Here is a 22,820-nt window from a genome sequence, read left to right on the forward strand (position 1 = left end):
ATAATGATAAACAAGAGGATAATAAAAATATCTGAAAACCTCTATATTAGGTAATTTTAACTGGGAAACTAGCTTAAAAGTAAAATATAACATTACAGAAATTATTACAATATACCTTACTTAACCTCTTACAAGCGCTTCAATGTTAACTCCTTCTAGCTCTAAGAGTTTCTTTTTGAGCTCAGTGCCTCTTGAGAATCCACCTAAACCGCTCTCTGCTATGATTCTATGGCAAGGGATAATTAAAAGAACAGGATTCTTTGATAAAGCCATACCAACAGCTCTAGGTGATGTTTTCAATGTTTCAGCAACTTCTTTATACGTTTTTACCTTTCCCCATCCTATTCTCCTCACTTCATTAAAGACTCTCCTTCTGAAATTATTCACAAATAGATCTACAGTTTCATTAAACTCAACTGGTTTCCCTTCGAAATAATTATCAAACTTGTCAAAAAGGTCTGTGAAAGTAGAATTATCCACAAGATTTCTCTCTGCACAATCACAGAAATCCAACATAATTATTCCACGTTCATTTCTAGCCACTGTAATTATCCCTAAAGGACTATTATAAACGCCATATACTATCATTTCAATTTACTTACAGCACTCTGATTCAAATCTTTATTCCTTATCTCTTCAACTAAAGCTTGGACAAATTTTTCCACATTTATGCCCCTTATCTCTATATTTCCTCTTGCTCTAACAGTAACCTTACCTTCATCTTTCTCCTTTCTTCCCACTATAATTAGGTAAGGAACTCCATCATCATATGCTTTCTTAATTCTTTTTGACAAAGTCTCCTCCCCGCTATCCATATCAACTCTTATTTTACTTTCTCTAAGCCTAGACATTAGGGAATTACCGTAATCCTCTATCTCGTCAGTAATAGGAAGTACTCTCACCTGTATCGGAGAAAGCCAAGTTGGTAACTTACCCCTAAAATGCTCCAATAAAATTGCCATAAACCTATCTATAGATCCGTATATTGCCCTGTGAACCATTACAGGTCTTTTTTTACTTCCGTCCTTATCCACATACTCTAGTTTAAATCTTTCAGGTAAGTTAAAGTCAACCTGAATAGTGGATAATTGCCACCACCTGGATAAACTATCTCTGATGTCGAAATCTATTTTAGGACCATAAAATGCCCCCTCTTTTTCTTTGACTTCATACCTAATGTTAAGCTCATTCAATGCACTTATCAATGCATCAGTAGCTTTATTCCATTGCTCATCAGTTCCTATACTTTCATCAGGTCTTGTGCTTAGATTTACTCTGACATCATCTCCCTTGAAACCAAATATGGCTAGCACGTCTAATGTCTTCTTCATTAGTAATTTTATTTCGTCCTTAATTTGATCTTCTCTAAGAAAGATATGCCCATCGTCCTGAGTGAATCCCCTTACCCTAAGTAGACCATACAATTCACCTTTCTTCTCCCACCTATACACATGACCAAATTCAGAAAATCTAATAGGTAAATCCTTATAACTTCTGACCTTACTCTTGTAAATTAATATATGAGCTGGGCAATTCATGGGTTTAATTCCAAGCTCCTCATCATTATCAATTTCAAAAAGTAACATCTTATCCTTATAATAGTCATAGTGACCGCTGATCTTCCATAATAAAGACCTGTAAACGTGAGAAGTATAAACCTCCTTATACCCCATACTATCATTTATCTCTTCCATGAATCTCATCATTTCCTTCCTTATAATTTGTCCATTTGGATGAAACAGAACAACTCCTGGTGGTGCCTCTTCAGGAAAACTAAATAGGTCTAGTCTATCACCTATAATTCTATGATCGTATTCTGATACTTTCTCTAACCAATTGAGATAATCCTTTAATTGTTCCTCCTTTTCAAATCCAACACCTAAAACTCGAACATACTGTTTCTCGGGTGAGGGATGATGGACAGATATACTCAATATCTGAAAGTACTTAGGGTGGACATTTTGATTTGGTTTACCTCCATTTAGCCTTATTTGATGCCCATTGTAAACTACAGTAATTGAGCCCTGATTATCCTCTACTAACTGGTAATCATATTGATTATACTTAGCGAAATCCTTTGCTTCATCTAGAGTTAGTATATCAGGAGAATCAATATCCACATAAAAGTATCTTTCACCTAGTCCTATTTCAACAGGCTTTAAATTACCAGATGAAAGCAAATTTAACGCATATATCAAACCTGCTTTTAACCATACCTCTTTATAACTTTCCATGTTAGGCATTTTATCTAAAAGTGAATAATATACTTTAATGATCGACAACCCATTACTGATTATCGCCAGTGGAGGAGGGCATACTGGCTTCGCTAGAGCTATTGCTGAATATCTTCCTTTTAAACCAGATTTTGTAATACCTGAAGATGACCAATTTAGCAAAGATATGCTACTCGATTACGCTAGAAAATTATACTATGTAAAAAAGGGAAAGGATCCTGGACAAGGAAATATAACGTTAATGAGAAACTTTCTGAAAATCATTATTGAAAGTGGTAAGATACCGAAATATTTAGCCACCATAGCAACAGGCTCAAATCATTCTCTTATTCCTGCTATGCTTCAGAAAATAAAGGGAAGTACACTTTATGTAACAGAGAGCCAAGACAGAATTATTACAAGAGGTAAAACAGTATCTGTACTCTCTAAATTTTCCCGTCGTGTTTTCTTACATTGGAATGAACAAAAAGGGTTATACGATAATGGAGTAGTAGTGGGACCTATAGTAGAAAAGCCTAAGTATAAATCGGAAAATAAGGGTTACATACTTGTTACCACAGGAAGTATGGGATTTAAAAAACTATTCGATTCCCTACTTAATTTAAGGGGGAATTATAAGTTTGTGATACAGACAGGTAAAGTTGATCCAACCCCTTACATAGAAAAGAAGCCTGATTGGTCATTATTCTCTTTTGACAAAGACATTGAAAGATATATTGCAAATGCTGAGTTAGTTATAACACATCAGGGTAAAACTGCAATGGAATCAGTTGTAATGTACGGTAAGCCTACAATAATAGTTTATAACAAAGACTGGAAAAGTGCAACAACTAAACAGGACACAATCCTTTATGCTAAAATACTAGGAGCCACATTTCTAGATGATCCCTCAACCTGGGACAGTATTAAAGTACTAGAAGATAATATCCAAAATGTTAGAAAACCTAAACAATTCGAAATAGGTACACCCAAACTAATAGATATAATTTTAAGTGAATTAGCAGAATTTCTTAGAGAGTGATGAGACGAGCGCTAACAGAGAGAGTGAAGAGGTCACTGCGAACTGAAGAAATATTTCTTATACTAGAAAAAAATAAGGATTTACTTTCAAATGCGGGATGGATAGTAAGTGATCCTTCCTCTCCACGATGGTGGGACGGATTAGAGACCATAGATGATATACTAGTCTCCTCTATCTTAGTTCAATTGACTAGATGGGAAACAGTGAGGGAAGTTCTTAAAAAATTAAAAGAGCTAGGTATAAGAAGAATTGAAGACCTCGCCTCCTTGGAAGAAATTGAAATAGAAGAATTAATTAAGAAAGTTAACTTTAGGAGGGCAAAGGCTAAAAGACTAAAAAATATCGCCATGCTAGTGAAAGAAATAGGAATTCATCGCCTAGTTATTTCCCCGGAATTATTATCCAATATAGAGGGAATTGGTGACGAGACAAAGGAAGCCATACTACTGTTCGCAGGGAATATACCACTTTTTCCAAGATCGGAATACTCTAAACGAGTTTTAAGTAGACTCACTGGTATTAGATTGAGCAAAAATGATGCCAGACTCTTGGGAGAATATATTTGTGGTCATGATTTATACAAAATAAAATTATTTCACGCAGGAATAGTTTCCGTGGGAAAGTCTTTTTGCAGTAATCAAAACCCAAAATGCAACAGTTGTATATTTAAGGAGATCTGTAAATATAATTCCGTGAAACAACTTGAAATTGTATGAGTATGAGGGAAAGGAGCTATTTAAGGCTGTAGGTATTCCAATACCTAAAGGAGTTGTAACGGATTCTCCTATAAAGTGGGATAGTAAAGCTGTAGTTAAGGCGCAACTACTGGAAGGAGCTAGAGGAAAAAGGGGTCTTGTTAAAGTTACTGATAACGTAGAACAGACTATTGCAGAAATGAAAAAATTGGGCGTTCAAAAGTTTCTAGTAGAAGAATTTATTCCGCACACTAGAGAGTTATATATATCAGCTCTTATTGACAGGGATACCGCTGAGCCAATTATCGCTGCTTCTACAGAAGGAGGGATCGATATAGAGAGCAATAGCAATGTTAAAATATTTCATATACCCATGGAGAGAGGCATAAGAAGTTATGACGTCTATAGTATAGAAAAATACTTAGGTGTAAAAGGGATAGAACCCATCTTAAAAGGACTTTATAGGCTTATCACCGAATTCGACGCAGAACTTGCCGAGATTAATCCATTGGCAGTAACGAATGATGGTAAAATAATAGCATTGGACTCGAAGGTCATTCTTGAGGATAACGCGCTATTTAGACATGAAGACTTAATCCAGAAATTAGGAAGAAAACCTGCAGAATCAAACTATGTGGAGCTAGATGGTGATGTTGGAATAATTGGTAATGGAGCAGGATTAACTATGGCTACAATGGACATGGTCAAAATTATGGGTGGGAATCCTGCAGACTTCTTTGACATAGGAGGTGGAGCAGGAAGAGAGAGAGTTAAGGAAGCTATTATAAACATTGCGTCTAACAAGAAAGTGAAGAAAATTGTTATGAACATATACTCTGGTATAACAAGATGTGACGAAGTAGCTATGGGAATAGTTGAAGCTTTAAAAATCGTAAAAATCCCCATTTACGTTAGATTAGTTGGGACAAATGAGGAAGAAGGGAGAAGAATTTTAAGGGAGAATGGGATACCCGTATATGAAGATGCAAGAAGTTGTATAGGTGATGCTCTACGCTCATAAATAAGAATACAAAAGTTCTAGTTCAAGGAATAACTGGAAGAGAAGGGTCTTTTCATACAGAGAGAATGCTAAAATACGGAACAAAAATTGTCGCTGGAGTTACTCCAGGAAAGGGAGGGACAAAAGTTAATAACGTTCCCGTCTATGATACAGTCGCTGACGCGGTTAAAGAACATGATACCGATGCAAGTATAATATTTGTCCCTGCAAAATTTGCAACTGATGCAGTATATGAAGCCATAGATAACGGTATAAAGCTCGTAGTAGTGATAACTGAGCATATACCAGTCCTTGACATGTTAAGAATATCTAAGTATGCTAAATTAAAGGGTGCCAGAATTATCGGACCAAACTGTCCTGGTTTAATAGTTCCAGATGAAGCTTTACTGGGGATATTACCGCCTAGACCCTTTAGGAAAGGAAAGATTGGAATAGTTTCTAGATCCGGTACATTGACCTACGAGATATCTGAGACCATAAAGCATATCGGACAGTCAACGGTCATAGGAATAGGGGGAGATCCAATAATAGGAACAACTATGGACGAAGTAGTTCAGATGTTTGACCAAGATCCTGAAACTGAAGAGATTATTGTAATAGGAGAAATAGGAGGTACTATGGAGGAAAGAGTTGCCAAGCTCAAGAAAGAAGGGAAAATTAAGAAGAAAATGATTGCCTATATTGCAGGAATGACCGCGCCAAGAGAGAAAAGAATGGGACATGCAGGAGCAGTAGTTTATATGGGTATGGGTACATTTGATAGTAAAATAAATGCCTTCAAGAGTGCTGGAATACCAGTTGCTAAAACACCTTACGAAATCTTAGAACTATTATAGTAACAACCAATACTATAACTACTCCTATGATAATAAGATATAAGCTTAAGGGCGTATTTTTATTTCCTGTTTCTCCTGTAACTTTTACTCCGTATAGAGGGTTATCTCCGTTATTCAGAAATACTGTTATATTACCACCAGTAGGGAAAAACATAACAATATATTTCCCAATCGTATCTATTGTGAAAGGAGTGGTAGAATTATAATATTTGGGTATAAAGTAAGTTCCATAATAAGTTAAAGTGCCGTTTAGATAAAAGTAATAATAGTTGGTCTGATTAATTATAACTTCTCCAATTGGTCTCACAATGCTGTAAGCTGAAGGTATAATTAGAGTGGTAAACCCTTTTGATAAGATATTCAGATATGCTATAGATACCTCCTTGCCAACATACATATTTGAGCCTGATATCTTAGCCTCAGGGGAGACTAGATATAATGTATAACTTAAAGCAGAGGGGTTAGGCATAAAACTTACGTTTAATGTGTACATGTTTGCATTACTTACGAAACTTGGTAAGTTCTTGTAGCTATTTAGTGATATAGATACATTTAAGGAACCAGCTGAAGAACCTGCATAGTTCTTAGCAAATCCTTGAAGCATTATACCATATTGAGCTGAAACAGTTAGATAATTACCACCAATGTAGAATTTTATGGCAGGAATCTGGTTACCTCCTAGATTATAAGTAGTTAACGTGACATTATTGAAAAGGAGGATGTATGCTAAGGTGGATGGATTACTATTATAAAAAATGTAATATAGATCTGGTGTCTGAAAATTTTTATAAAACGTTGAGTAATTATATTTATTTACGTACTCATAGAGATTGGAATAACTCCAGTTTAGAAATACACTTACGTTATATTCAGTCCCTGTGGATGTCGCATTAAGTACATAATGATAGATATTCGCTGCACCGTTTCCTATAGCATAAGAACTTAATGTGTAAGATAAGAAACTTCCTGATGCTAATAGAACGAAAAGTATGGGGAGGAACTGCATTGGATGACCCTCTCATGGGCCCGGTGGGATTTGAACCCACGGCCTTCCGGTTATCAGCCGGACGCTCTACCAGGCTAAGCTACGGGCCCATTTATATCATAGAAACTTAGTTTTAAAAGACTTATGGTCATTCCGTAGACGTAAAAATAACTTTAGTTGTCTGTATAGATCTTTCAAATCACAATATTTCAGCTTTTAGGTGAATATGTCTTCACAACTCAAGCCGCCCATCGCTCATCATAAATATACATGTAATTACTAATAGATCAAAATTAAATATCCTATCTACTTTTACTACGTACTATATTATCTGTTATTTAGCTTTTCTACAGTTACAGATGGATATCTATTTCTTACTTGGTCTAAGAGATTTTGATTCTCGCTCTTTATTTTGTTAATTCTCATCACGTATATAGCAATATCTAGACTGTCCCAAACTTCACTCTCATCCGAGGAAATGATGTAAACGCCTGAACTTAAATCTATAGGTTTACCCGGGGAAGTGACATATACTGAGAAAGGTTCCTTTGACTGTTCAAAGGATATTTTATTGACGTCAATCAACTCTGCTCTAACTGGTACTGAAAATATTTTTCTAAGATTCTCTTCCTGAAGTTTTAGATTTAACCTTTCAAGTTCACTAAGGCTAGAAAATTTCATTTTGGTAAACTGTTTAATTAATTTATCTTCTACTGCTGTGGAAGGAGCTTTTTTACCTTCGACTATATTTGAGTATACTACTTTCATTGCTCCACAATCCGTATGAGGTAAAAGCACGACTTCGTCAATGAGATTTTTGTACGTGACCAGAGTTGTCCTTAGAGAATTTACATTAGCTCCAGCATTCCTAATGACAATGGAATCATTGAAATTTTCTGCTAAATATCTATTTAATCTCCTATCCATACAAGATATAACTAGTTTCATCAAGATAGTATTATTACTTAGATGTTATAAGTTTTTCCAAAATTATAATTTTAATTTTATTTAATCTTATTCATAAAATCTTCTTATCATCTACGAAAATTACATTGTATAATAGAATTTATTCAGTTATAGTTTGTAATTTCATACACGATAAACTCTACTCTTCTTTCTCAGTTTTTTAAGTTTTTTTCTAAAAAATCTCTTTCTGCTAACTATCCCACATTTTTAAAAACACCTATACCGATGAGAAAACTTTACAAATTACCTAAATTTCTTAGGCAAGAGGCGTTAAATCGTTATGTTCAGAGAAAAAGTGATAAAACAGTCTCTTTTTCTTTTTTGCCCATCTTAGCCTATTCTCTTCCCACATACGTATTGACTTACCCAAGCTTTTTCGTTAATAACCTAAGCAATTACATGCCTTACTGGGAGGTATTCCTCATAATCTCTCTACCATATCTGTCAAGAATAATCGGTGGTTTCCTCTACACCCACATAAAATCATTTTCAATACCCTTCATTATACTTGGAATATTAACAATTTTACAAGACGAGATAAGCCTACTTTTTATTGTAAGGGTTCTCATAGGGATAATATTTGGACTCACCATAACCTACGCTCTAGATAAAGCCTCTAAATCAAACCTCATGACAGGAATAACGACAGCAGGAAGGAGTATAGGATGGCTATTATCCTACATATCATACTCATTAATACATAATTGGAATGAGATAAACATAGTAAGCGGAATAATAATCACAGCCACTTCTCTACTTGGGATAAAAGAATTACGTATTAGACATAGAGATAGAGACAAAGGAAAGGAAGAGAGTAGTAGAAAGAAGAGGAACCCAACAAGCTTAACCACAGTACTACTCTACTTTTCAGCAATGACCCCCGGTTTCCTATTACAAGTTATTCCTTCCCTACTGGAAAAAGAAGGGTTAGTAGACCTCCTACTCCCATCATATGTCCTTTCCATATTTGCCTACCTACTGTTACCTTTGGTAGGAGCTAGCATTGGTTATAAATTAACAACTGTACTAATATCGGTCTCAACACTGATAACTGGAGTACTTACATTTACAATATTTCCTTACACAGTTTCAATATTTGCCCCACTTTCACTAAGCCTAACAGCTGTAATACCACGATATCTTGTCAGTAAAGGCGAAAAGGCTGAGAACCTTGGTGTAGCACAGAACATGGGCTCAGCTAGTGGTATGGTAATCCCAGTGCTCTTTGCATTTAATCCAGAGACACCAGAGTACTTCTTATCAATATGCTCTTTAATAGCAATTTTAATATAGAATTTTAGGATCATCAGCACCTTACAAAACGAGGAAAGCCTCACCATTCAGGGTGAGGAGGAAGTCAGAGGTCATGAACTTGTATAAGAAAGGGTTAGTAAGGCTAAATAAGTTAGAAAGGATTGCTAAGATGGAATACTGCATTATACCGCGTAGACTATTCGAGCCCTTCTGAAATATCGTACGTAATTTTACTCCCATGTTAAAAAGTAGACCAATTCCAATTTTTCCTACTAGCTTGGGACTTATTGCCACTTATTCACCCATATTAGCAATAGCCTAGAAATAGTATTACTAACGAGGAATTTTTGCCTCTTTCTTTCAACTTTAGATTTAATTAAGCCAATTGCCCTTTCTTTTAAGTTTTAATTATTTGAAAAGGGCACACCTTAAATATGGGTTATAGAGTTTTCTCAGCTCAGCAATATAAAAATACGTGAAAGACATAGGCGGTATTATGTCTATTCGATAGAGAAGGTTAAAGGAAATAAGATAAGGGAAACTTACATTGGTCCCTTAGATAAGATAGTTAAAACTTATGTTAGCATCGGGGGAGTGGGGGTGTCCCCCATAGTGGACCGGCCGGGATTTGAACCCGGGACCTCTCGGTTGCAAGCCGAACACTCTTCCAGGCTGAGCTACCGGCCCATTGTTATCTATGTTAAGTTGTCTAAAATAAAAATTTTGTCCACTGGATTAAGCTTATAAATATTAAATAAACTACTTATTTGATGCAAAGTACTAGTATACTGGCTAGGATTGATAAGTTTAAATTTCTTGATGCTATAATAATTGGATCTTTAGCAGTATTCTCCATACTTATACGAATTATTAGTATTACTGCATTCCCTCAAACCGTAAATGGATTCGACTCATGGTATCTCTTTTATAACGCATTATTGATTGTTAAAGCAGGAGGTAATTGGTATGCTGTGCCTCCAGATGTACATGCATGGTTCCCTTGGGGTTACTTTGTCGAGCTCGGAAATACTATAGGGCTACCATTCTTAGTTGCTTTATTTTCAGTACCTTTCTATTCAATATTTGGTCAAAACATTGTTTATACGCTAACTCTTGTATCTCCAATAGTACTTGACGGAATAGGTGTAGTAGCAGCGTTTTTAGCAGTAGAATCTATTACGAATAGTAGAGTAGGTGGATATATAGCTGCTGCAATTATAGCATTCACTCCATCATTAACCTATAAGAATATTCTCGGAAGCCTACCTAAGACGTCATGGGGAGGCGTCTTTGTGCTTTTCACAATATATTTCCTTAGTTTAGCAATCAAAAAGAAGAAACCATTGTACGGAATACCTTCAGGTATAATGATTTTCTTAGCAAACATAACTTGGGGAGGATATACATATATAGATATAAGCTTAGCTATAGCTGCATTTCTACTAGTACTATTTAATAAAAATGATGAAATATCTGCAAAAACATTAACTGTCTCAGGAATAACAGCCGCTTTTCTAACATCTTTCTCTCCTAACTCTATAGGATTCATGTCTGAAGTAGCTCACGGTCTGGCGTTACTTATAATTCCGCTATTCTTGTATCTGGATCTATATTTAAGAAGGGTGCTTCCCAAGGATATCGTAGATTCTAAAAACATAGTAATAGGAGCAGCTATAATACTTTTAGTATCCCTTGTAGTCTTAGGATCAGTTGCATTTAAAGTATCACTTATACCAGGTAGATATTACGCTATAATAAATCCATTCTTCCAATTTACAGTTCCAATAGATAAGACAGTAGCGGAATACATTCCACAATCTATCGCAGCTATGATTCAAGATTTTGGTATAGGTCTTTTCCTTTCAATTATTGGAATTTACTTTTTACTTACAAGAAAACAAGATATAGCTGGAATATGGTTAGTGGTTCTTGGAGCTGCAAGCATATATGGAACTTCAGAGCAGCCATATCTATTTAATTATACGATATACATAGTAGCAGGATTGGCAGGTGTAGCCGTTGCTGAACTTTTTTCCAGATTTATGGAAAGAAAAATAAGGATAGCGCCAATACTAATGCTGACCTTAATTGGAGTTGCCCTATTAGCTGATGCAGGTATAGCTGTAGAGGCATCATATGCACCTCAAGAATTAATTAATTCCTCAACATCGTACTTGACAACTAACTATGCTTGGATTTCTGCCCTTGATTGGATAAATCAAAACACTCCAAATAACGCATTTATATTAAGTTGGTGGGACTATGGGTATTGGATACACGTTATAGGAAATAGAACAGTTATAGACGAAAATAACACGCTGAACGATACCCAGATAAAATTAATGGCACAGATGTTCCTTAACAACGAGAGCTTTGCAGTTAACGTGCTAGAGAATGATTTTCATTTATATCCTTATGGAAATCCAAATTACACTAGACCAGTTTACATAGTAGCGTATGATGCTGTTACAGAGTATATAGTTAACAATCAATACCCTGTATGGTTTATAGGGTACCCCACTAACTTTCCAGGTACTTTTATCGGATATACAACTAGCCTAGGTGATATAGCAAAAGCTATTGGGGCAATGACTACAATAGCAGGATATAATACGAACAGTTATGTAAATACCACGTACATAAATGAGACAGCAAGTTATGCAGCACAGTACAATTCTCAATTGGCTTCAATCATAGCCAACTCATTACCCATGGCATGGACACCAAAGACTTATAATTCCTTGATAGGTAGTATGTTCATTGAGGCTATCCAGTCCTTAAATCAAGGACCTGTACAAGCACCATTCTCCATTAGTTTATCTCAATTACTTCAATCTTCTTCTACATCGTTATACAATCCTAATGCTCTCTTACCTAGAGTGAATCTAATGTACTTCAAACCAGTGTATATAGCATTATTCCCCTTATCTGCAACTAACGCGTTAGGAGGAGAGGCTGTAGTATACATTATGGTCTATATATATCAATTCGTTATGCCAAACGTTATAATTCCATCTACAATTTCAACAGCTTAACTTTACACCCTTTTTTAATTCGATTCTATATTTTACATATTTATCTACTGGAGAAAAACGAGGAGGTATTGGTATAAGAGTCTTTTCACCGCAAGTAGGACATCTTTCTCTCATTGTATAAGTATAGTCTTTATTACATCTTCTTATTTTGGATTTCACTTCTTAACCACCGAGAACGTTACATTTTCATGCTGGCTTATCTCCTTAATCAAGTTGATTAGTTCCTGTAAAGCATTTGATACTAACTTCTGATCTGTACCTATTACATCAATCCTATACCTGGGAGCACCTATTGTATATATTTTAACTTCTACATCAAGGTCATCTATTTTTTCAACTGCGGTGTCAATTACTTTTTTAATTTTTTCAACACCACCAGGATCAATAGTCCTTAACGATATTACATCACTGGCTTTCACTTTTTTCTCTTCAATATGTTTACCTATCTCTTCCATCAGTGGTTTTATCCATATGTCTGGAACTCCTGCATCTTTAAGTATCTTATCTCCTTCCTTATACGCTTTCAGGAGACTGTCAAAAGCGTTTCCGTATTTCTCCTCTAATTTAAAGGCTATGTCTCTCCATGCTTCGTCTTCTTTTTTACCTAATTTTTGTGAAACTATTTCCAATATCTTGTCAACCCTTTGTGTCTTCTTCCATAACATCATCTTTTTCTTCTTTTCATCTTCTGTAACTTTTTTAAGAGAAACGTCCACTGTTCCTTTTTTCCTATCTATTCTTATTACTTTTACAACTATTTTCCTATCTTCTTTTAATACATCTCGTATATTTTTTACCCATCTACTGCTTATCTCACTCCAAGGTAGAAAAGCTTGAAGATTAGAATACTCATCTAAATAAACATAACTTCCATAATCAAAAATCTGTTTTACCGTTGCAACTAAAACTTCTCCGTCTGATGGGAACTTGTTTCTGTTGTATATCATTTTAACCTAGTATTCTTACTGTATCTCCCTCTATTTTTGCTTTACCACCCTTGGGAATTACAATTTGAGCTCCACATGATAAACATCTTACTGGAAATGTGGCGTTAGAGAATATCACCTGTTCATTGTTGCATTGCCTACATTTAACTCTGATAAATTTGCTCTTTGGCTCCGGTATAAGAATTTTAAACTTTGCCTTCATTTGACCACCTCTACTAGCTCTAACTTCTTTAACCTCATACCTTCCTTTACAATAGTATAACTACATTTCTGGCATTTTAGGACTAATGTTTGTTTCTTAGTCGTCTTTGCAAATCTTTTTTGCTCTGGTTTTCTCTTGCTACCGTAACCTACATTCTTTCTCTCATATCTTCTCTGACCTTCAGCTAAACTCCTTCTTTTACCACCTTTGTATAGTGAGACTGAGTGCTCAGTATGGGTCTTACACTTAGGGCAATAGGTCTTAATAACTTTAGGAACTTTCATCTCTATTCACTACTTCTAAAGGAGTAATAAATCCAGCGGTCGATAGTAATAGGACAAGATGTAGAGGTAGAAGAATAAAATCACCAGAATTCAGTATGATATTGTTATAACTAAGTTGATTAGCAACTTTACATAATATTTTTCCGTCTTTAGTATAGTAATTACCAGACAGATAATTCTTGTAAATATTCTTCATTATGAATATTAAACTTAATAATTCTTTATCAAACCCCTTAGGCTGAATAGACTCAATAGCCTTAGAAATTCTTAATTCAAAAAGTGATTCTGCTAATTCTTCATAAACAGAGACTTCAGCTTTATGAATATCATCGGTAAATTTTACTCTGAGTTTTCTCAGGTTATGAATGTATTTTTCTAAGTCCTCTGTGCGTATTTCAGAGATCTCCTCCTCTTTCCTAAGTTCATTCATTACCATCTCATCTAACATATGCTTTTATCACCCCATAGCCCTTAAGTGCTAAATACACTCCAGTTTTTGCTGATAGTTTGATTACTTCTCCTCTCCTCAATTCAATTTGATGTCCTAATACATTAAATTTTCCCGAAAGGTTAGATTGAAACGCCACAATTCCATCAAAAGGAGATAGATACTCGCCATATTCAAACTTATCATTTATAATTTCAACAACTTTAAGACCTGCTTTACCGTTCAGGGAGCCAGGTATTCTCACTAATCTTTTAGGATCTATAGTGACTTGTTCGTCTATCTTAACTCCATTTATACCTCTAGCAAATCTGCCTAACCATCCAGGGCTTGATTCAGAATTTGACTCATAAGGCGGAGAAGGAGACATTATATATTCAGCTATCTCCCTTCTATCCTCTGACTCCAGATTCGCCCATTCATTATAACAATCTACTCTAACGTGGAACCCCCTGTTTCCAGAGAAGAAGATCCTAGGTTTAAGCCCAAAGTCTTGTACCAAAATGTCCTTTAAAACTAGAGCGTTTTCAAAAACTCTATTGATACAATCAACTGTAATTTCACTTATCTCCCTAATCTCACCATCACAGGTTTCAGATAAAATTTCCATTCCGTCACAAAATCTTCTTACATTAATCTCGCATATATCATCAGCATCAAGATCAAATAGTAGATCGGATCCTAACCAGCCTTTCTGCTCCATTTCTTTGGCAGACGGAATCTGGTATCTTGCCGCTGAAAAATACAAATGAAGTGGAACATTAGATAAAATGAAACTTTTTAACTCGTCCACACTTGAAAAGGTTAAATGCCTGACATATGTGTCAGAATTGAAGGGTTGATATGCGAATTCCCTAAGCTCTATATCTTGTGGTAACTCCAATACAGCATTCTCGTAATAACTTCTAAAAATCTGATAAATAATCTTACTCTGACCTTGGAGCGATATAGAAATCTGCATAACCCCCTTTTGGAAGATTGTATCTTAATTTTAATGGTAATTGTGAACCAAATGCAATTTCTAACGTATCTGAAGGTCTTCTCATCTTAGTAGTGTTTGAAACATGCTCAAGACCATACAAACTCTCTGCATCAGTTCCTGTACTTTCCAACAAGCCACCATTTTCTAAACTAAGCTCCACGATAGATTCTCCCATATCGCCCATCACAGAAAGATAAAGTTCTCCGTTCTGTGCTTTAAACTTAATTGAGTCACCCCCTATTTGATCAAATTCGTCCAACAGATCACCGAAGGTGGAAGTCAGTATATTAGCTCTAAATGGAAATTCAAGATTTATACTTGGAGTTTCAACCTCATCGGGAGATAAGACAGGTAAAGAAAACGTTCTTAGGTACTCACCATCTAATGTAAACATAATCTTATCTTTTTCAAGTTCTAAATATAATATGTCCTCCTTAGATACGTTTTTTATTACTTCATTAACATCCTTCAAGCTCACACCAATTTTCATCTCGTTTTCCAGATTATATTCCTCAAAGTAATCTTTAGGCACGAATATGTCGATATAAACAACCTTAGAAGGATCCATTCCCTTAACTTTGAACCCGTCACTTCCAAACAAAAGAGTTGCCTCACTCACATACTGCGATAAGGTCTTAAAAATGTAAGAAAACCCTAAGGCGTCTACTACTTTAACTTTCATGTCAAGTAAAATATAATTTATGTTAAAATTTTAAAGCCTAGGGTTCGGTTCCTCTGTTTCAAAATCCTCTCCCCCTGCTAAGATCTTTTGAACTTCAGCATATAATTGGTCTAAGCCACTGAAATTAGTTGAAGATACAGGAATAGGAAAACTCTCTAAGTTCTCCACGATAGTCTTCACAAGCTCAAAAGAATACTCGTCAATGGAACCTAATTCATCTATTATAGAGCCATCTTCAATCCAACTCCTCATCCTTTCTAATTCATCACTACTAAGGAGGTCTACCTTAGATAATACTGATATCTGCGGCATATCAATTCTGAACTTTATGGAACTAGATAATAGAAACAAAGATAGAAAGCTCTTAGGGTCTTTGCTTAAATATGAGTCGAATAGGAAAACTGATACTGATTTACTTCCTTCGCTTATAAACGATGATAATATTTTACCTGTGTCCCTATATGCAAAAAGTTCTATTTGACCAGGAGTATCAACTAAAACGTAATTGGCTTGAAGCTGATTTAGATCTTCTTTGAGCTCTTTAGCTTTAGTTAAGAGTAAATCTACGGAAATCACTAATGAGGAATTAGGACCTAATTCATACTTATTCATCACATCATATACATCAACGTACTCTCTGGCATCAATATCTGGTTTGTAAGGCAATACTTCCACTGCTGGATCTAGGTTAATTATTGCTGTGTCTAACTCGTTGTTTAACAGGTAATCTTGTAAAGCCTTAACTAAAGTGGTCTTACCTGAACCTGCAGTTCCTAGTACAAATATAAAGTACATTTCTTTTAATCTTAAAAGCTAGTTAGAATTAAATACTTTAATGATTATCATAGGTGGAACCGCAACAAACTGGATAGATGAAAGATTATCTAAATTGCTAGTATCAAGACTAGTAAAAATAGAACATAAAGTCTTTCCTGATGGAGAATCTTACATTAGAATTCCTGAGAGGTTACTGGGAGAGGACGTTCTAGTAGTACAGTCATTATACCCGCCCCAGGATAAACATCTAATAGAGCTATTCTTTATTCTGGAAACGTTAAACGATATGAAAGCTAATAAGATAACAGTAATTATACCTTATCTAGCTTACTCCAGGCAAAATAGAAGATTTAAGGAAGGAGAAGCCGTTAGCATAAAAACTGTCCTTAATCTAATCAAAAAGACAGGCGCAACCTCATTAATGGTAGTAGAGCCTCATCGTTATGAAGAATTACAGTACTTTGATGGGGAGGTAAAAATCGCAGATCCTATACCGGATATTGCAAGGGTAATAAATGGGAAAGTGACTAATCCTTTTGTTCTTGCCCCAGATAAGGGGGCATTAAACAGAGCAAAAAGACTTTCTCAAGAACTTGGGTGTGACTATAGTTACCTAGAAAAACAGCGAGACTTAACCACAGGAGAAGTTAGAGTCACAAACTTGCCAGATTTAAGACTAGATGGGAAGGAGGTCATTCTTGTTGACGACATAATAAGTACAGGAGGTACCATGGTTCAAGCCTCGCAAATAGCTTACTCAAAAGGAGCAAAAAAAGTAATAGCCACTGCAGTCCACTCCCTATTTGTCGAGAATGCTTATGATAGATTGATTAACGCAGGAATAAAGGAAATTATAACAACCAATACTATACCTCAAGATACGAGTAAGGTAACGATAGTAGACGTATCAGAATCGATAGCGAGAAAAATATGAACTACGCTATCTTAAATCTAAGTAATATATTTTTAGCGTTAGACGAATTAAGAGCATTAAACGGTAAAGACATTTCATATTTTTATGGGATATCATTATATGAAGGAGATCCGTATATAGCAAGAAGATCCGCTCTTATTAAAGTGTCAGGTAAATTGATTAGTGTAAGTAATGATATTGAAAAGATAAAGGGCGATATAAAGGGTAACTGTTACTCCGTTGATCTTCACGTTCCTTCTAGAGAAGATAAAGAATATGCAAAAAATGTCTATGAGGAATTAATTAAGTCTATAAGTCTCTCAAAAAGATGTAATAAATTAGATGTAATAGTTTCTGAAGGACAAATAGTTGTTGGTGAAAGATATGCTGAAAAAGACACAGAGAGTATTGCTAGACATTCAAAACGCCCCTACACCAGATCTGGATCACTTAATGTTGAACTGGCAAGGCTTATGTTAAATCTTTCTAGATCTAGATCTAATGTGCTAGATCCCTTTGTAGGAACTGGTACTATACTGATTGAAGCTAATTGGTTAGGACTTAAATGTATTGGCATAGATATAGATGAACAAATGATTAAAAATACTAAAATCAATCTGGATTATTTCCATTATGAATGTGAATTAATACATGCAGATACTAATACCTTACCCATAACAAGAAGTGAAGCTATAGTTACAGATCCACCTTACGGTAGATCTTTTACTCCCAAAGGATTATCAGAACTTTATCAGAATTTCTTTGCAGAGGCATCAAATATTACAAAGAATTTAATTTTTACCACAGATTCTAGGTTTGATTGGAGAGATACTCTAAAGAGTTACGGATTTAAACAGATAAAAATTCACACTGTATTTGAGCATAAAAGTTTAAGCAGGGCTATATATGTTGTAAGAAAGTAATGTTTGAGATAATATTCGTAGGTGTTGGTGGAGGAGCACCCAACAAACGTGGGCTTCCAGGAATATTAATAAGGAGAGAGGGCTTTGAAATACTATTAGATTGTGGTGAAGGAACACAAAATAAAATGATTGAACACTCGATAAGCTTCATGAAACTTAAGTTAATAGGCATCTCTCATCTTCATGGTGACCATGTATTAGGATTACCAGGAATCATCCAAACTATGGCTATGTATTCTAGACAACAAAAGCTTCTTATGATGGGACCTACAACTTTACAGGATTACTTAAAATCAAGCTACAAACATACTTACTTTAAACCAGGATTTGAGACTGAATTTATACAAAGTTATGAGGATCAAAATTTAACTATAACAACATTTAGGACATGTCATACAATAGAGTCTTATGGCTTCTTAATAAAGGAGAAGGATAAAATAAAAGTAGATGCGGAAAGATTAAAGAAAGAGGGAGTAACAGACTGGAGAATTATAAGAAAATTGAAAGAGGGGAAAAGAGTAGAAATAGATACAAAAGTCTTTCTTCCTGAAGACTATTTGTATGTGAAGAAAGGATTAAGCATAGTATATACTGGGGACACTGCACCATGCAATAGCGTATTGAGCGCAATAAAGGGAGTTGACTTACTGATTCACGATTCCACATTCCTTAATGAACCGGAAGCCCATGATTTCGGGCATTCAAATTGCACTGATGCAGCTGAAATAGCTTCGAAGGCTGATGTAAAGAGGTTAGCGCTATACCATATAAGTGGAAGATATGAAACCACTGAACCTTTGCTTAAAGAAGCAAAGAAGATATTTGAAAGAACATTTTTACCTGAACCGTTATCATATTTTATTCTTCAGGAGGAATAGTGTTTTCCCATAACGGAACACCCTTTGCGGTTTTGGGCGTCAACCAATCTACAACTATCACTGGATCCTTATAATCGATAGTGACTTTTATGGGACCTAAAGGCGATTCATGTTCTTTATCTATAAATGATAATTTGCCTATAGCTGCAACTTGTTTATTCAACATGAAAGTTATTCTAGACCCAACAATACTCTTCATTAAGTACTTTCTTGCGGCATCAAGTATCCTCTGTTCTCTCAATAATCTATGAAGTTTTAGTAACGATGTAAGACTGTTTGACTCAGCTATAAGTAGCTTTTCCATGCCATGTTCTTCTTCTCTGATCTTATCAAAATCAAAGAAATTTCGTATCGCATTAATAACTTTGTCCTTATCTTCTGAGGGTTTAACTACAGCCTCCACTATTACCCTAGTCATAGTAATCTATTGATTAAATCTTCCGCTCTCTTATTAAATTCCTCTATGCTCGAGTCATTAGTAATAACATAATCTGCCAGAGCGATAACAGTACCTATACCCATCTGTAACTCATCAAAATCTCTCTTCATTAAATCATGTAGACTCGTAGAATCATCCTCTCTTCCCCTATTCATCAATCTACTATATCTGATAGAACGTGATGCATGAACAGCTATGATTATAACTTTTCCAACTTTTTCGAATTCCTCAATTTCCTCCCAGTTTCTTACTCCGTCTATCACAACTACATCTTCTGTCCCATTTAATTTCTCTATGCAGAGCTTTGCTACAACGCCTTTGCCAAATATTTCTCTCATCCTCTTTGCGAAATCCATTAGTTTTTCACCTGGTTTAGCATCTCTATAATATTTCTCTTTGAGTGCATCACTCATTACAATGACTTTTATTCCTCTTTTCCGAAATAAGTCACTTAACTGCCCCTTACCAGAACCAGGCATACCGGTAATTGCAATTATTTTAATTAGTGACCACAAAAAATGTCAGAATAGGGGAATTTAAAATTGCTAAGACTTTTCACAGGTGTTAATGTGCCAAACTATGAAAAAATAAATGAGTTAATGCAGGCTATAAATAGAACTGGGGCTGATATTAAATTAGTAGAACCTTGGAATATCCATATTACACTTGTATTTATTGGAGAGGTACATGAAAATAAATTGGAATTAATAAAAGACGGATTAAAGAGAATTTCCTTCAACAAATTTAAGGTCAGGCTTCATGGTACAGGAGCTTTTCCGAGTCTTGGAAAACCTAGAGTAGTTTGGGTAGGAATAGATGAAGGTGCAATTGAGTTAAGAATGATACGTGGCTCGATTTATAAAGAGTTAGTTAATAGAGGAATTAGACCAGATGAAGAGAAAGAATTTTCGCCCCACTTAACAATAGGAAGAGTTAGAGGACCTAGAAATATGCAAAATCTAATCCAAGTCATAAATGAGTACCAAGGCACAGACTTCGGAGAATTTACAGTGGAGAAATTTACTTTATATAAGAGTACATTAACACAAAAAGGTCCCATATACGAACCGTTACTGGAAGTGGAGTCAAATGTCGGTGGAGGAGAAAGTTTTAGAACTAATAAGACCTGACGATAGAGATAGAGAACGATTAGAGAAAGTGGCTGAGGAAGTCTTATCTAGGTTAAAGGGATTTGATGCACAAATACAAGGCTCCTTTAGAAAGGGTACTTGGCTTAAGGGAGACACTGATATTGATATTTTTGTCTTTTATCCAAAAGAAGTAGGAAAAGAATATCTAAAGAAAAAATCTCTTAAAGAACTTATTCAGGTATTTAAAGATCTAAATTATGAAATTGCATTTGCAGAACATCCATACCTTATCCTGAAAATAAACAACGTAGAAGTAGACGTTGTACCTGCATTAAAGATAGATAGCGGAGAGGATGCAATAACTGCAGCAGATAGAACTCCATTTCATACTAAGTTTGTAACTACTCATTTAGATGAAAAGGGAAAAGATGAAGTGAGACTATTAAAACAATTTATGAAGGGAATAGGAGTTTATGGAGCTGAAATAAAGGTAAAAGGCTTTTCTGGATATGTGGCAGAATTACTAACTATTTATTATGGCAATTTCAGAAAAGTGTTAGAAAGTGCAAAGACCTGGAAGCCACCCATAAAACTAAATCTAGTTGAACCAAAAAGAGACTTTGATGAACCATTACAAATACCAGATCCTGTAGATCCTAAAAGAAACACTGCCTCAGCTGTATCATTAAGAAACATTGCTGTCTTTTCATTAGCATCAAAAATTTTCATTGAAAAACCATCGATAGAGTTTTTCTTTCCCACTGAGATCAAGGCGGAGGAAATTATAGGAGATGTATTATTAATTAAGATCGAATTTAAGGAAAAAAGTGTAGAGGATATAATTTGGGGACAAGTATGGAAGAACGTAGAAAAGTTAAAGAATGCCATAAAGACAGCAGGTTTTTCGCTCATTGATATAGGAGCATGGGGAAACTCTCAAACAGTTAAAATCGCTGTCCAAATCGAAGACAAGAATATCTCCAGATATTATTTAAATCAAGGACCTTACTTTTACGTGAATGGTGTAGATAATTTCATGAAAAAGAATAATTATGTTTGGGTAGGAGAAGACGGAAGATTATACTCGCTTAAGGAAAGGAGAGAAACAAACCTAGAGAAAATTGTACTGAATAGCTTAAGTTTTAAGGAGAATTTCTCTGTACAGATGACGTGGCTTTCTGACATAAATCAGGATGACAAAGAATTACATAAATTTCTAAGGAAGAGACCTACATGGATGCAGACATGAAAAGTATTGACATTAAATATTTTATTTACCCTTCATATTCTGCAGAAATTGAAGAAGAACTACGGGCAAATGGTATAAACTCACTCTATTCCTTTGGATGTGTTAAGCTGAGACCAGATATAAATGTGATAGGAAAGGGAAAAACTGGAATAGTAGCCTTATTTGACGAGAATAAGGTAATTAAAATTCGGAGGACTGATTCGCCAAAAGAAACATTAGAGATTGAGGCAAAAATTCAGCAACTTGCCTACCCAGTTTCACCAAAAGTCTATCTCTATGGAGAAAACTTTATATTAATGGAATACATTATGGGAAGACATTTAACTAGGCAAGAGAATGTAGAAACTATTAGAAAAATACTTATCAAGGCGAGAATGTTAGAGCTAAAAGGAATAGAACATAAAGAATTATCGAGACCCTACAAGAATGTATTAGCGAATGAAAAAGATGTGTATATAATTGATTATGATTCAGCAACTATTAAACCAAATCCTAAAAATGTAACTTCTATCTTATCCTGGTTTAAAAGATATGATCTTGCAAAAATGTATTCACTTGGTTATCCTTTAGAAAAAATTATTCTATTGTTATAGTTATCTTCTTTTTCATAATGATCCTGACATCCTCAATCGCAGGAGCGTTTAAAGGCTTACCACATCTCGGGCATTTACCACCAAATATTGATCGTATCTCTGAGGGTGTTCTAACGCCATAAAAGTCTTGCCCCACTTTATCAAAGTTATAGAGTGTATATCCACAGTTTCTGCAAACATATTTTACCGGCATCAGCTCAATCCCTTTGTAAATCTTCTCAGTTTATTTATATATTCTGAACACCATGTATTACCACTTTAACCTTATGTATAAGACAAGAATTTAAGGAAAATGAAAGGATGTTAGAGAGTATGCTGAAAGTAATAGTATTATAAAAGCATTAATTTTTAAACCTTAAATGACTTTT

The 22,820-nt window shown here is 35.1% G+C and carries 27 protein-coding genes and 2 tRNA genes; 12 read left to right on the plus strand and 17 right to left on the minus strand.

Going from position 1 to position 22,820, the window contains the following annotated elements; genetic code table 11:
• Positions 1 to 120 precede the first annotated feature (120 nt).
• Together SUSAZ_06020 and thrS are read right to left on the minus strand one after the other, a co-directional pair.
• Positions 121 to 588, minus strand: coding sequence for a methylated-DNA--protein-cysteine methyltransferase (locus SUSAZ_06020; GenBank protein ID AHC51543.1), 468 nt, complete (start codon positions 586 to 588; stop codon positions 121 to 123).
• On the minus strand, positions 585 to 2,234 hold the full coding sequence (gene thrS, locus SUSAZ_06025; protein ID AHC51544.1) for a threonyl-tRNA synthetase: 1,650 nt from the start codon (positions 2,232 to 2,234) through the stop codon (positions 585 to 587). The genes SUSAZ_06020 and thrS overlap by 4 nt, the downstream gene beginning before the upstream one ends.
• Positions 2,235 to 2,271: 37 nt before the next feature.
• On the opposite strand from thrS, the gene SUSAZ_06030 reads away from it, so the two are divergent.
• The 4 genes from SUSAZ_06030 (at position 2,272) to SUSAZ_06045 (ending at position 5,807) form a co-directional block, all read left to right on the plus strand.
• Positions 2,272 to 3,255 carry a polysaccharide biosynthesis protein gene (locus tag SUSAZ_06030; protein ID AHC51545.1) on the plus strand — a complete coding sequence of 328 codons (984 nt, stop codon included), beginning with the start codon at positions 2,272 to 2,274 and terminating at the stop codon, positions 3,253 to 3,255.
• A complete protein-coding gene (locus SUSAZ_06035; GenBank protein ID AHC51546.1) occupies positions 3,255 to 3,971 on the plus strand; it encodes a DNA endonuclease III in 717 nt (238 codons plus the stop codon). Before SUSAZ_06030 ends, SUSAZ_06035 begins: the two co-directional genes overlap by 1 nt.
• Positions 3,958 to 4,971 carry a succinate--CoA ligase gene (locus SUSAZ_06040; protein AHC51547.1) on the plus strand — a complete coding sequence of 338 codons (1,014 nt, stop codon included), beginning with the start codon at positions 3,958 to 3,960 and terminating at the stop codon, positions 4,969 to 4,971. Before SUSAZ_06035 ends, SUSAZ_06040 begins: the two co-directional genes overlap by 14 nt.
• 65 nt (positions 4,972 to 5,036) lie before the next feature.
• The gene (locus SUSAZ_06045; protein AHC51548.1) at positions 5,037 to 5,807 is read left to right on the plus strand and encodes a succinyl-CoA synthetase subunit alpha; all 771 of its coding nucleotides are present in this window, start codon (positions 5,037 to 5,039) and stop codon (positions 5,805 to 5,807) included.
• Here SUSAZ_06045 and SUSAZ_06050 read toward each other — a convergent pair.
• From SUSAZ_06050 to SUSAZ_06060, 3 genes are all read right to left on the minus strand, one after another.
• On the minus strand, positions 5,773 to 6,813 hold the full coding sequence (locus SUSAZ_06050) for a hypothetical protein (protein AHC52521.1): 1,041 nt from the start codon (positions 6,811 to 6,813) through the stop codon (positions 5,773 to 5,775). The genes SUSAZ_06045 and SUSAZ_06050 overlap by 35 nt on opposite strands.
• Before the next feature lie 15 nt (positions 6,814 to 6,828).
• Positions 6,829 to 6,902, minus strand: a tRNA-Ile gene (locus SUSAZ_06055).
• A 217-nt stretch (positions 6,903 to 7,119) separates the two neighbouring features.
• Positions 7,120 to 7,743, minus strand: coding sequence for a carbonic anhydrase (locus SUSAZ_06060; protein ID AHC51549.1), 624 nt, complete (start codon positions 7,741 to 7,743; stop codon positions 7,120 to 7,122).
• A gap of 240 nt (positions 7,744 to 7,983) precedes the next feature.
• Here SUSAZ_06060 and SUSAZ_06065 point away from each other — a divergent pair, with 240 nt between their 5' ends.
• Complete coding sequence (locus tag SUSAZ_06065) at positions 7,984 to 9,051, plus strand: transporter (protein AHC51550.1); 1,068 nt, start codon at positions 7,984 to 7,986, stop codon at positions 9,049 to 9,051.
• Between the two features lie 574 nt (positions 9,052 to 9,625).
• On the opposite strand, the gene SUSAZ_06070 is transcribed toward SUSAZ_06065, so the two are convergent.
• Positions 9,626 to 9,699, minus strand: a tRNA-Ala gene (locus SUSAZ_06070).
• 83 nt (positions 9,700 to 9,782) lie between these two features.
• Between SUSAZ_06070 and SUSAZ_06075 the strand changes: the two genes are divergently transcribed.
• Positions 9,783 to 12,047: a peptide transporter gene (locus tag SUSAZ_06075; protein ID AHC51551.1), complete on the plus strand. Its 2,265-nt coding sequence runs from the start codon at positions 9,783 to 9,785 to the stop codon at positions 12,045 to 12,047.
• On the opposite strand, the gene SUSAZ_06080 is transcribed toward SUSAZ_06075, so the two are convergent.
• From SUSAZ_06080 to SUSAZ_06115, 8 genes are read right to left on the minus strand one after another with little or no spacing between them, the layout of a single operon-like run.
• Positions 12,036 to 12,206 carry a ribosome biogenesis protein Nop10 gene (locus SUSAZ_06080; protein AHC51552.1) on the minus strand — a complete coding sequence of 57 codons (171 nt, stop codon included), beginning with the start codon at positions 12,204 to 12,206 and terminating at the stop codon, positions 12,036 to 12,038. The genes SUSAZ_06075 and SUSAZ_06080 overlap by 12 nt on opposite strands.
• Entirely contained in the window at positions 12,203 to 12,994 is a 792-nt protein-coding gene (locus SUSAZ_06085) for a translation initiation factor IF-2 subunit alpha (GenBank protein ID AHC51553.1), read from the minus strand. Before SUSAZ_06085 ends, SUSAZ_06080 begins: the two co-directional genes overlap by 4 nt.
• A 1-nt stretch (position 12,995) precedes the next feature.
• The gene (locus SUSAZ_06090; protein ID AHC51554.1) at positions 12,996 to 13,196 is read right to left on the minus strand and encodes a 30S ribosomal protein S27; all 201 of its coding nucleotides are present in this window, start codon (positions 13,194 to 13,196) and stop codon (positions 12,996 to 12,998) included.
• Positions 13,193 to 13,480, minus strand: a complete 288-nt coding sequence (locus tag SUSAZ_06095) for a 50S ribosomal protein L44 (GenBank protein AHC51555.1) — start codon at positions 13,478 to 13,480, stop codon at positions 13,193 to 13,195. The genes SUSAZ_06090 and SUSAZ_06095 overlap by 4 nt, the downstream gene beginning before the upstream one ends.
• Positions 13,467 to 13,928, minus strand: a complete 462-nt coding sequence (locus SUSAZ_06100; protein ID AHC51556.1) for a hypothetical protein — start codon at positions 13,926 to 13,928, stop codon at positions 13,467 to 13,469. The genes SUSAZ_06095 and SUSAZ_06100 overlap by 14 nt, the downstream gene beginning before the upstream one ends.
• Positions 13,918 to 14,886, minus strand: coding sequence for a DNA primase (locus tag SUSAZ_06105; protein ID AHC51557.1), 969 nt, complete (start codon positions 14,884 to 14,886; stop codon positions 13,918 to 13,920). Before SUSAZ_06105 ends, SUSAZ_06100 begins: the two co-directional genes overlap by 11 nt.
• Entirely contained in the window at positions 14,852 to 15,589 is a 738-nt protein-coding gene (locus tag SUSAZ_06110) for a DNA polymerase (protein ID AHC51558.1), read from the minus strand. The genes SUSAZ_06105 and SUSAZ_06110 overlap by 35 nt, the downstream gene beginning before the upstream one ends.
• A gap of 30 nt (positions 15,590 to 15,619) precedes the next feature.
• Positions 15,620 to 16,384 (minus strand): GTPase, encoded by a 765-nt coding sequence (locus tag SUSAZ_06115; GenBank protein ID AHC51559.1) that lies wholly within the window; start codon positions 16,382 to 16,384, stop codon positions 15,620 to 15,622.
• A gap of 40 nt (positions 16,385 to 16,424) precedes the next feature.
• Here SUSAZ_06115 and SUSAZ_06120 point away from each other — a divergent pair, with 40 nt between their 5' ends.
• From SUSAZ_06120 to SUSAZ_06130, 3 genes are read left to right on the plus strand one after another with little or no spacing between them, the layout of a single operon-like run.
• Positions 16,425 to 17,300 carry a ribose-phosphate pyrophosphokinase gene (locus SUSAZ_06120; protein ID AHC51560.1) on the plus strand — a complete coding sequence of 292 codons (876 nt, stop codon included), beginning with the start codon at positions 16,425 to 16,427 and terminating at the stop codon, positions 17,298 to 17,300.
• Entirely contained in the window at positions 17,297 to 18,202 is a 906-nt protein-coding gene (locus SUSAZ_06125; GenBank protein ID AHC51561.1) for an RNA methyltransferase, read from the plus strand. The genes SUSAZ_06120 and SUSAZ_06125 overlap by 4 nt, the downstream gene beginning before the upstream one ends.
• Entirely contained in the window at positions 18,202 to 19,080 is an 879-nt protein-coding gene (locus SUSAZ_06130) for a ribonuclease Z (protein ID AHC51562.1), read from the plus strand. The genes SUSAZ_06125 and SUSAZ_06130 overlap by 1 nt, the downstream gene beginning before the upstream one ends.
• Here SUSAZ_06130 and SUSAZ_06135 read toward each other — a convergent pair.
• A complete protein-coding gene (locus SUSAZ_06135; GenBank protein ID AHC51563.1) occupies positions 19,061 to 19,498 on the minus strand; it encodes a hypothetical protein in 438 nt (145 codons plus the stop codon). The genes SUSAZ_06130 and SUSAZ_06135 overlap by 20 nt on opposite strands.
• A complete protein-coding gene (locus SUSAZ_06140) occupies positions 19,495 to 19,998 on the minus strand; it encodes a hypothetical protein (protein ID AHC51564.1) in 504 nt (167 codons plus the stop codon). The genes SUSAZ_06135 and SUSAZ_06140 overlap by 4 nt, the downstream gene beginning before the upstream one ends.
• A 63-nt stretch (positions 19,999 to 20,061) precedes the next feature.
• Between SUSAZ_06140 and SUSAZ_06145 the strand changes: the two genes are divergently transcribed.
• From SUSAZ_06145 to SUSAZ_06155, 3 genes are read left to right on the plus strand one after another with little or no spacing between them, the layout of a single operon-like run.
• A complete protein-coding gene (locus SUSAZ_06145; GenBank protein ID AHC51565.1) occupies positions 20,062 to 20,649 on the plus strand; it encodes a 2'-5' RNA ligase in 588 nt (195 codons plus the stop codon).
• A complete protein-coding gene (locus SUSAZ_06150) occupies positions 20,609 to 21,859 on the plus strand; it encodes a tRNA CCA-pyrophosphorylase (protein AHC51566.1) in 1,251 nt (416 codons plus the stop codon). The genes SUSAZ_06145 and SUSAZ_06150 overlap by 41 nt, the downstream gene beginning before the upstream one ends.
• Complete coding sequence (locus SUSAZ_06155) at positions 21,844 to 22,452, plus strand: serine/threonine protein kinase (protein AHC51567.1); 609 nt, start codon at positions 21,844 to 21,846, stop codon at positions 22,450 to 22,452. The genes SUSAZ_06150 and SUSAZ_06155 overlap by 16 nt, the downstream gene beginning before the upstream one ends.
• Here the strand turns inward: SUSAZ_06155 and SUSAZ_06160 are convergent.
• On the minus strand, positions 22,436 to 22,645 hold the full coding sequence (locus SUSAZ_06160) for a hypothetical protein (GenBank protein AHC51568.1): 210 nt from the start codon (positions 22,643 to 22,645) through the stop codon (positions 22,436 to 22,438). The two genes, SUSAZ_06155 and SUSAZ_06160, sit on opposite strands and share 17 nt — an antisense overlap.
• Positions 22,646 to 22,820 lie beyond the last annotated feature (175 nt).

Origin of the sequence: Sulfolobus acidocaldarius SUSAZ (assembly GCA_000508305.1) — an archaeon.
In the GTDB taxonomy this organism is placed as follows: Archaea; Thermoproteota; Thermoprotei_A; order Sulfolobales; family Sulfolobaceae; genus Sulfolobus; species Sulfolobus acidocaldarius_A.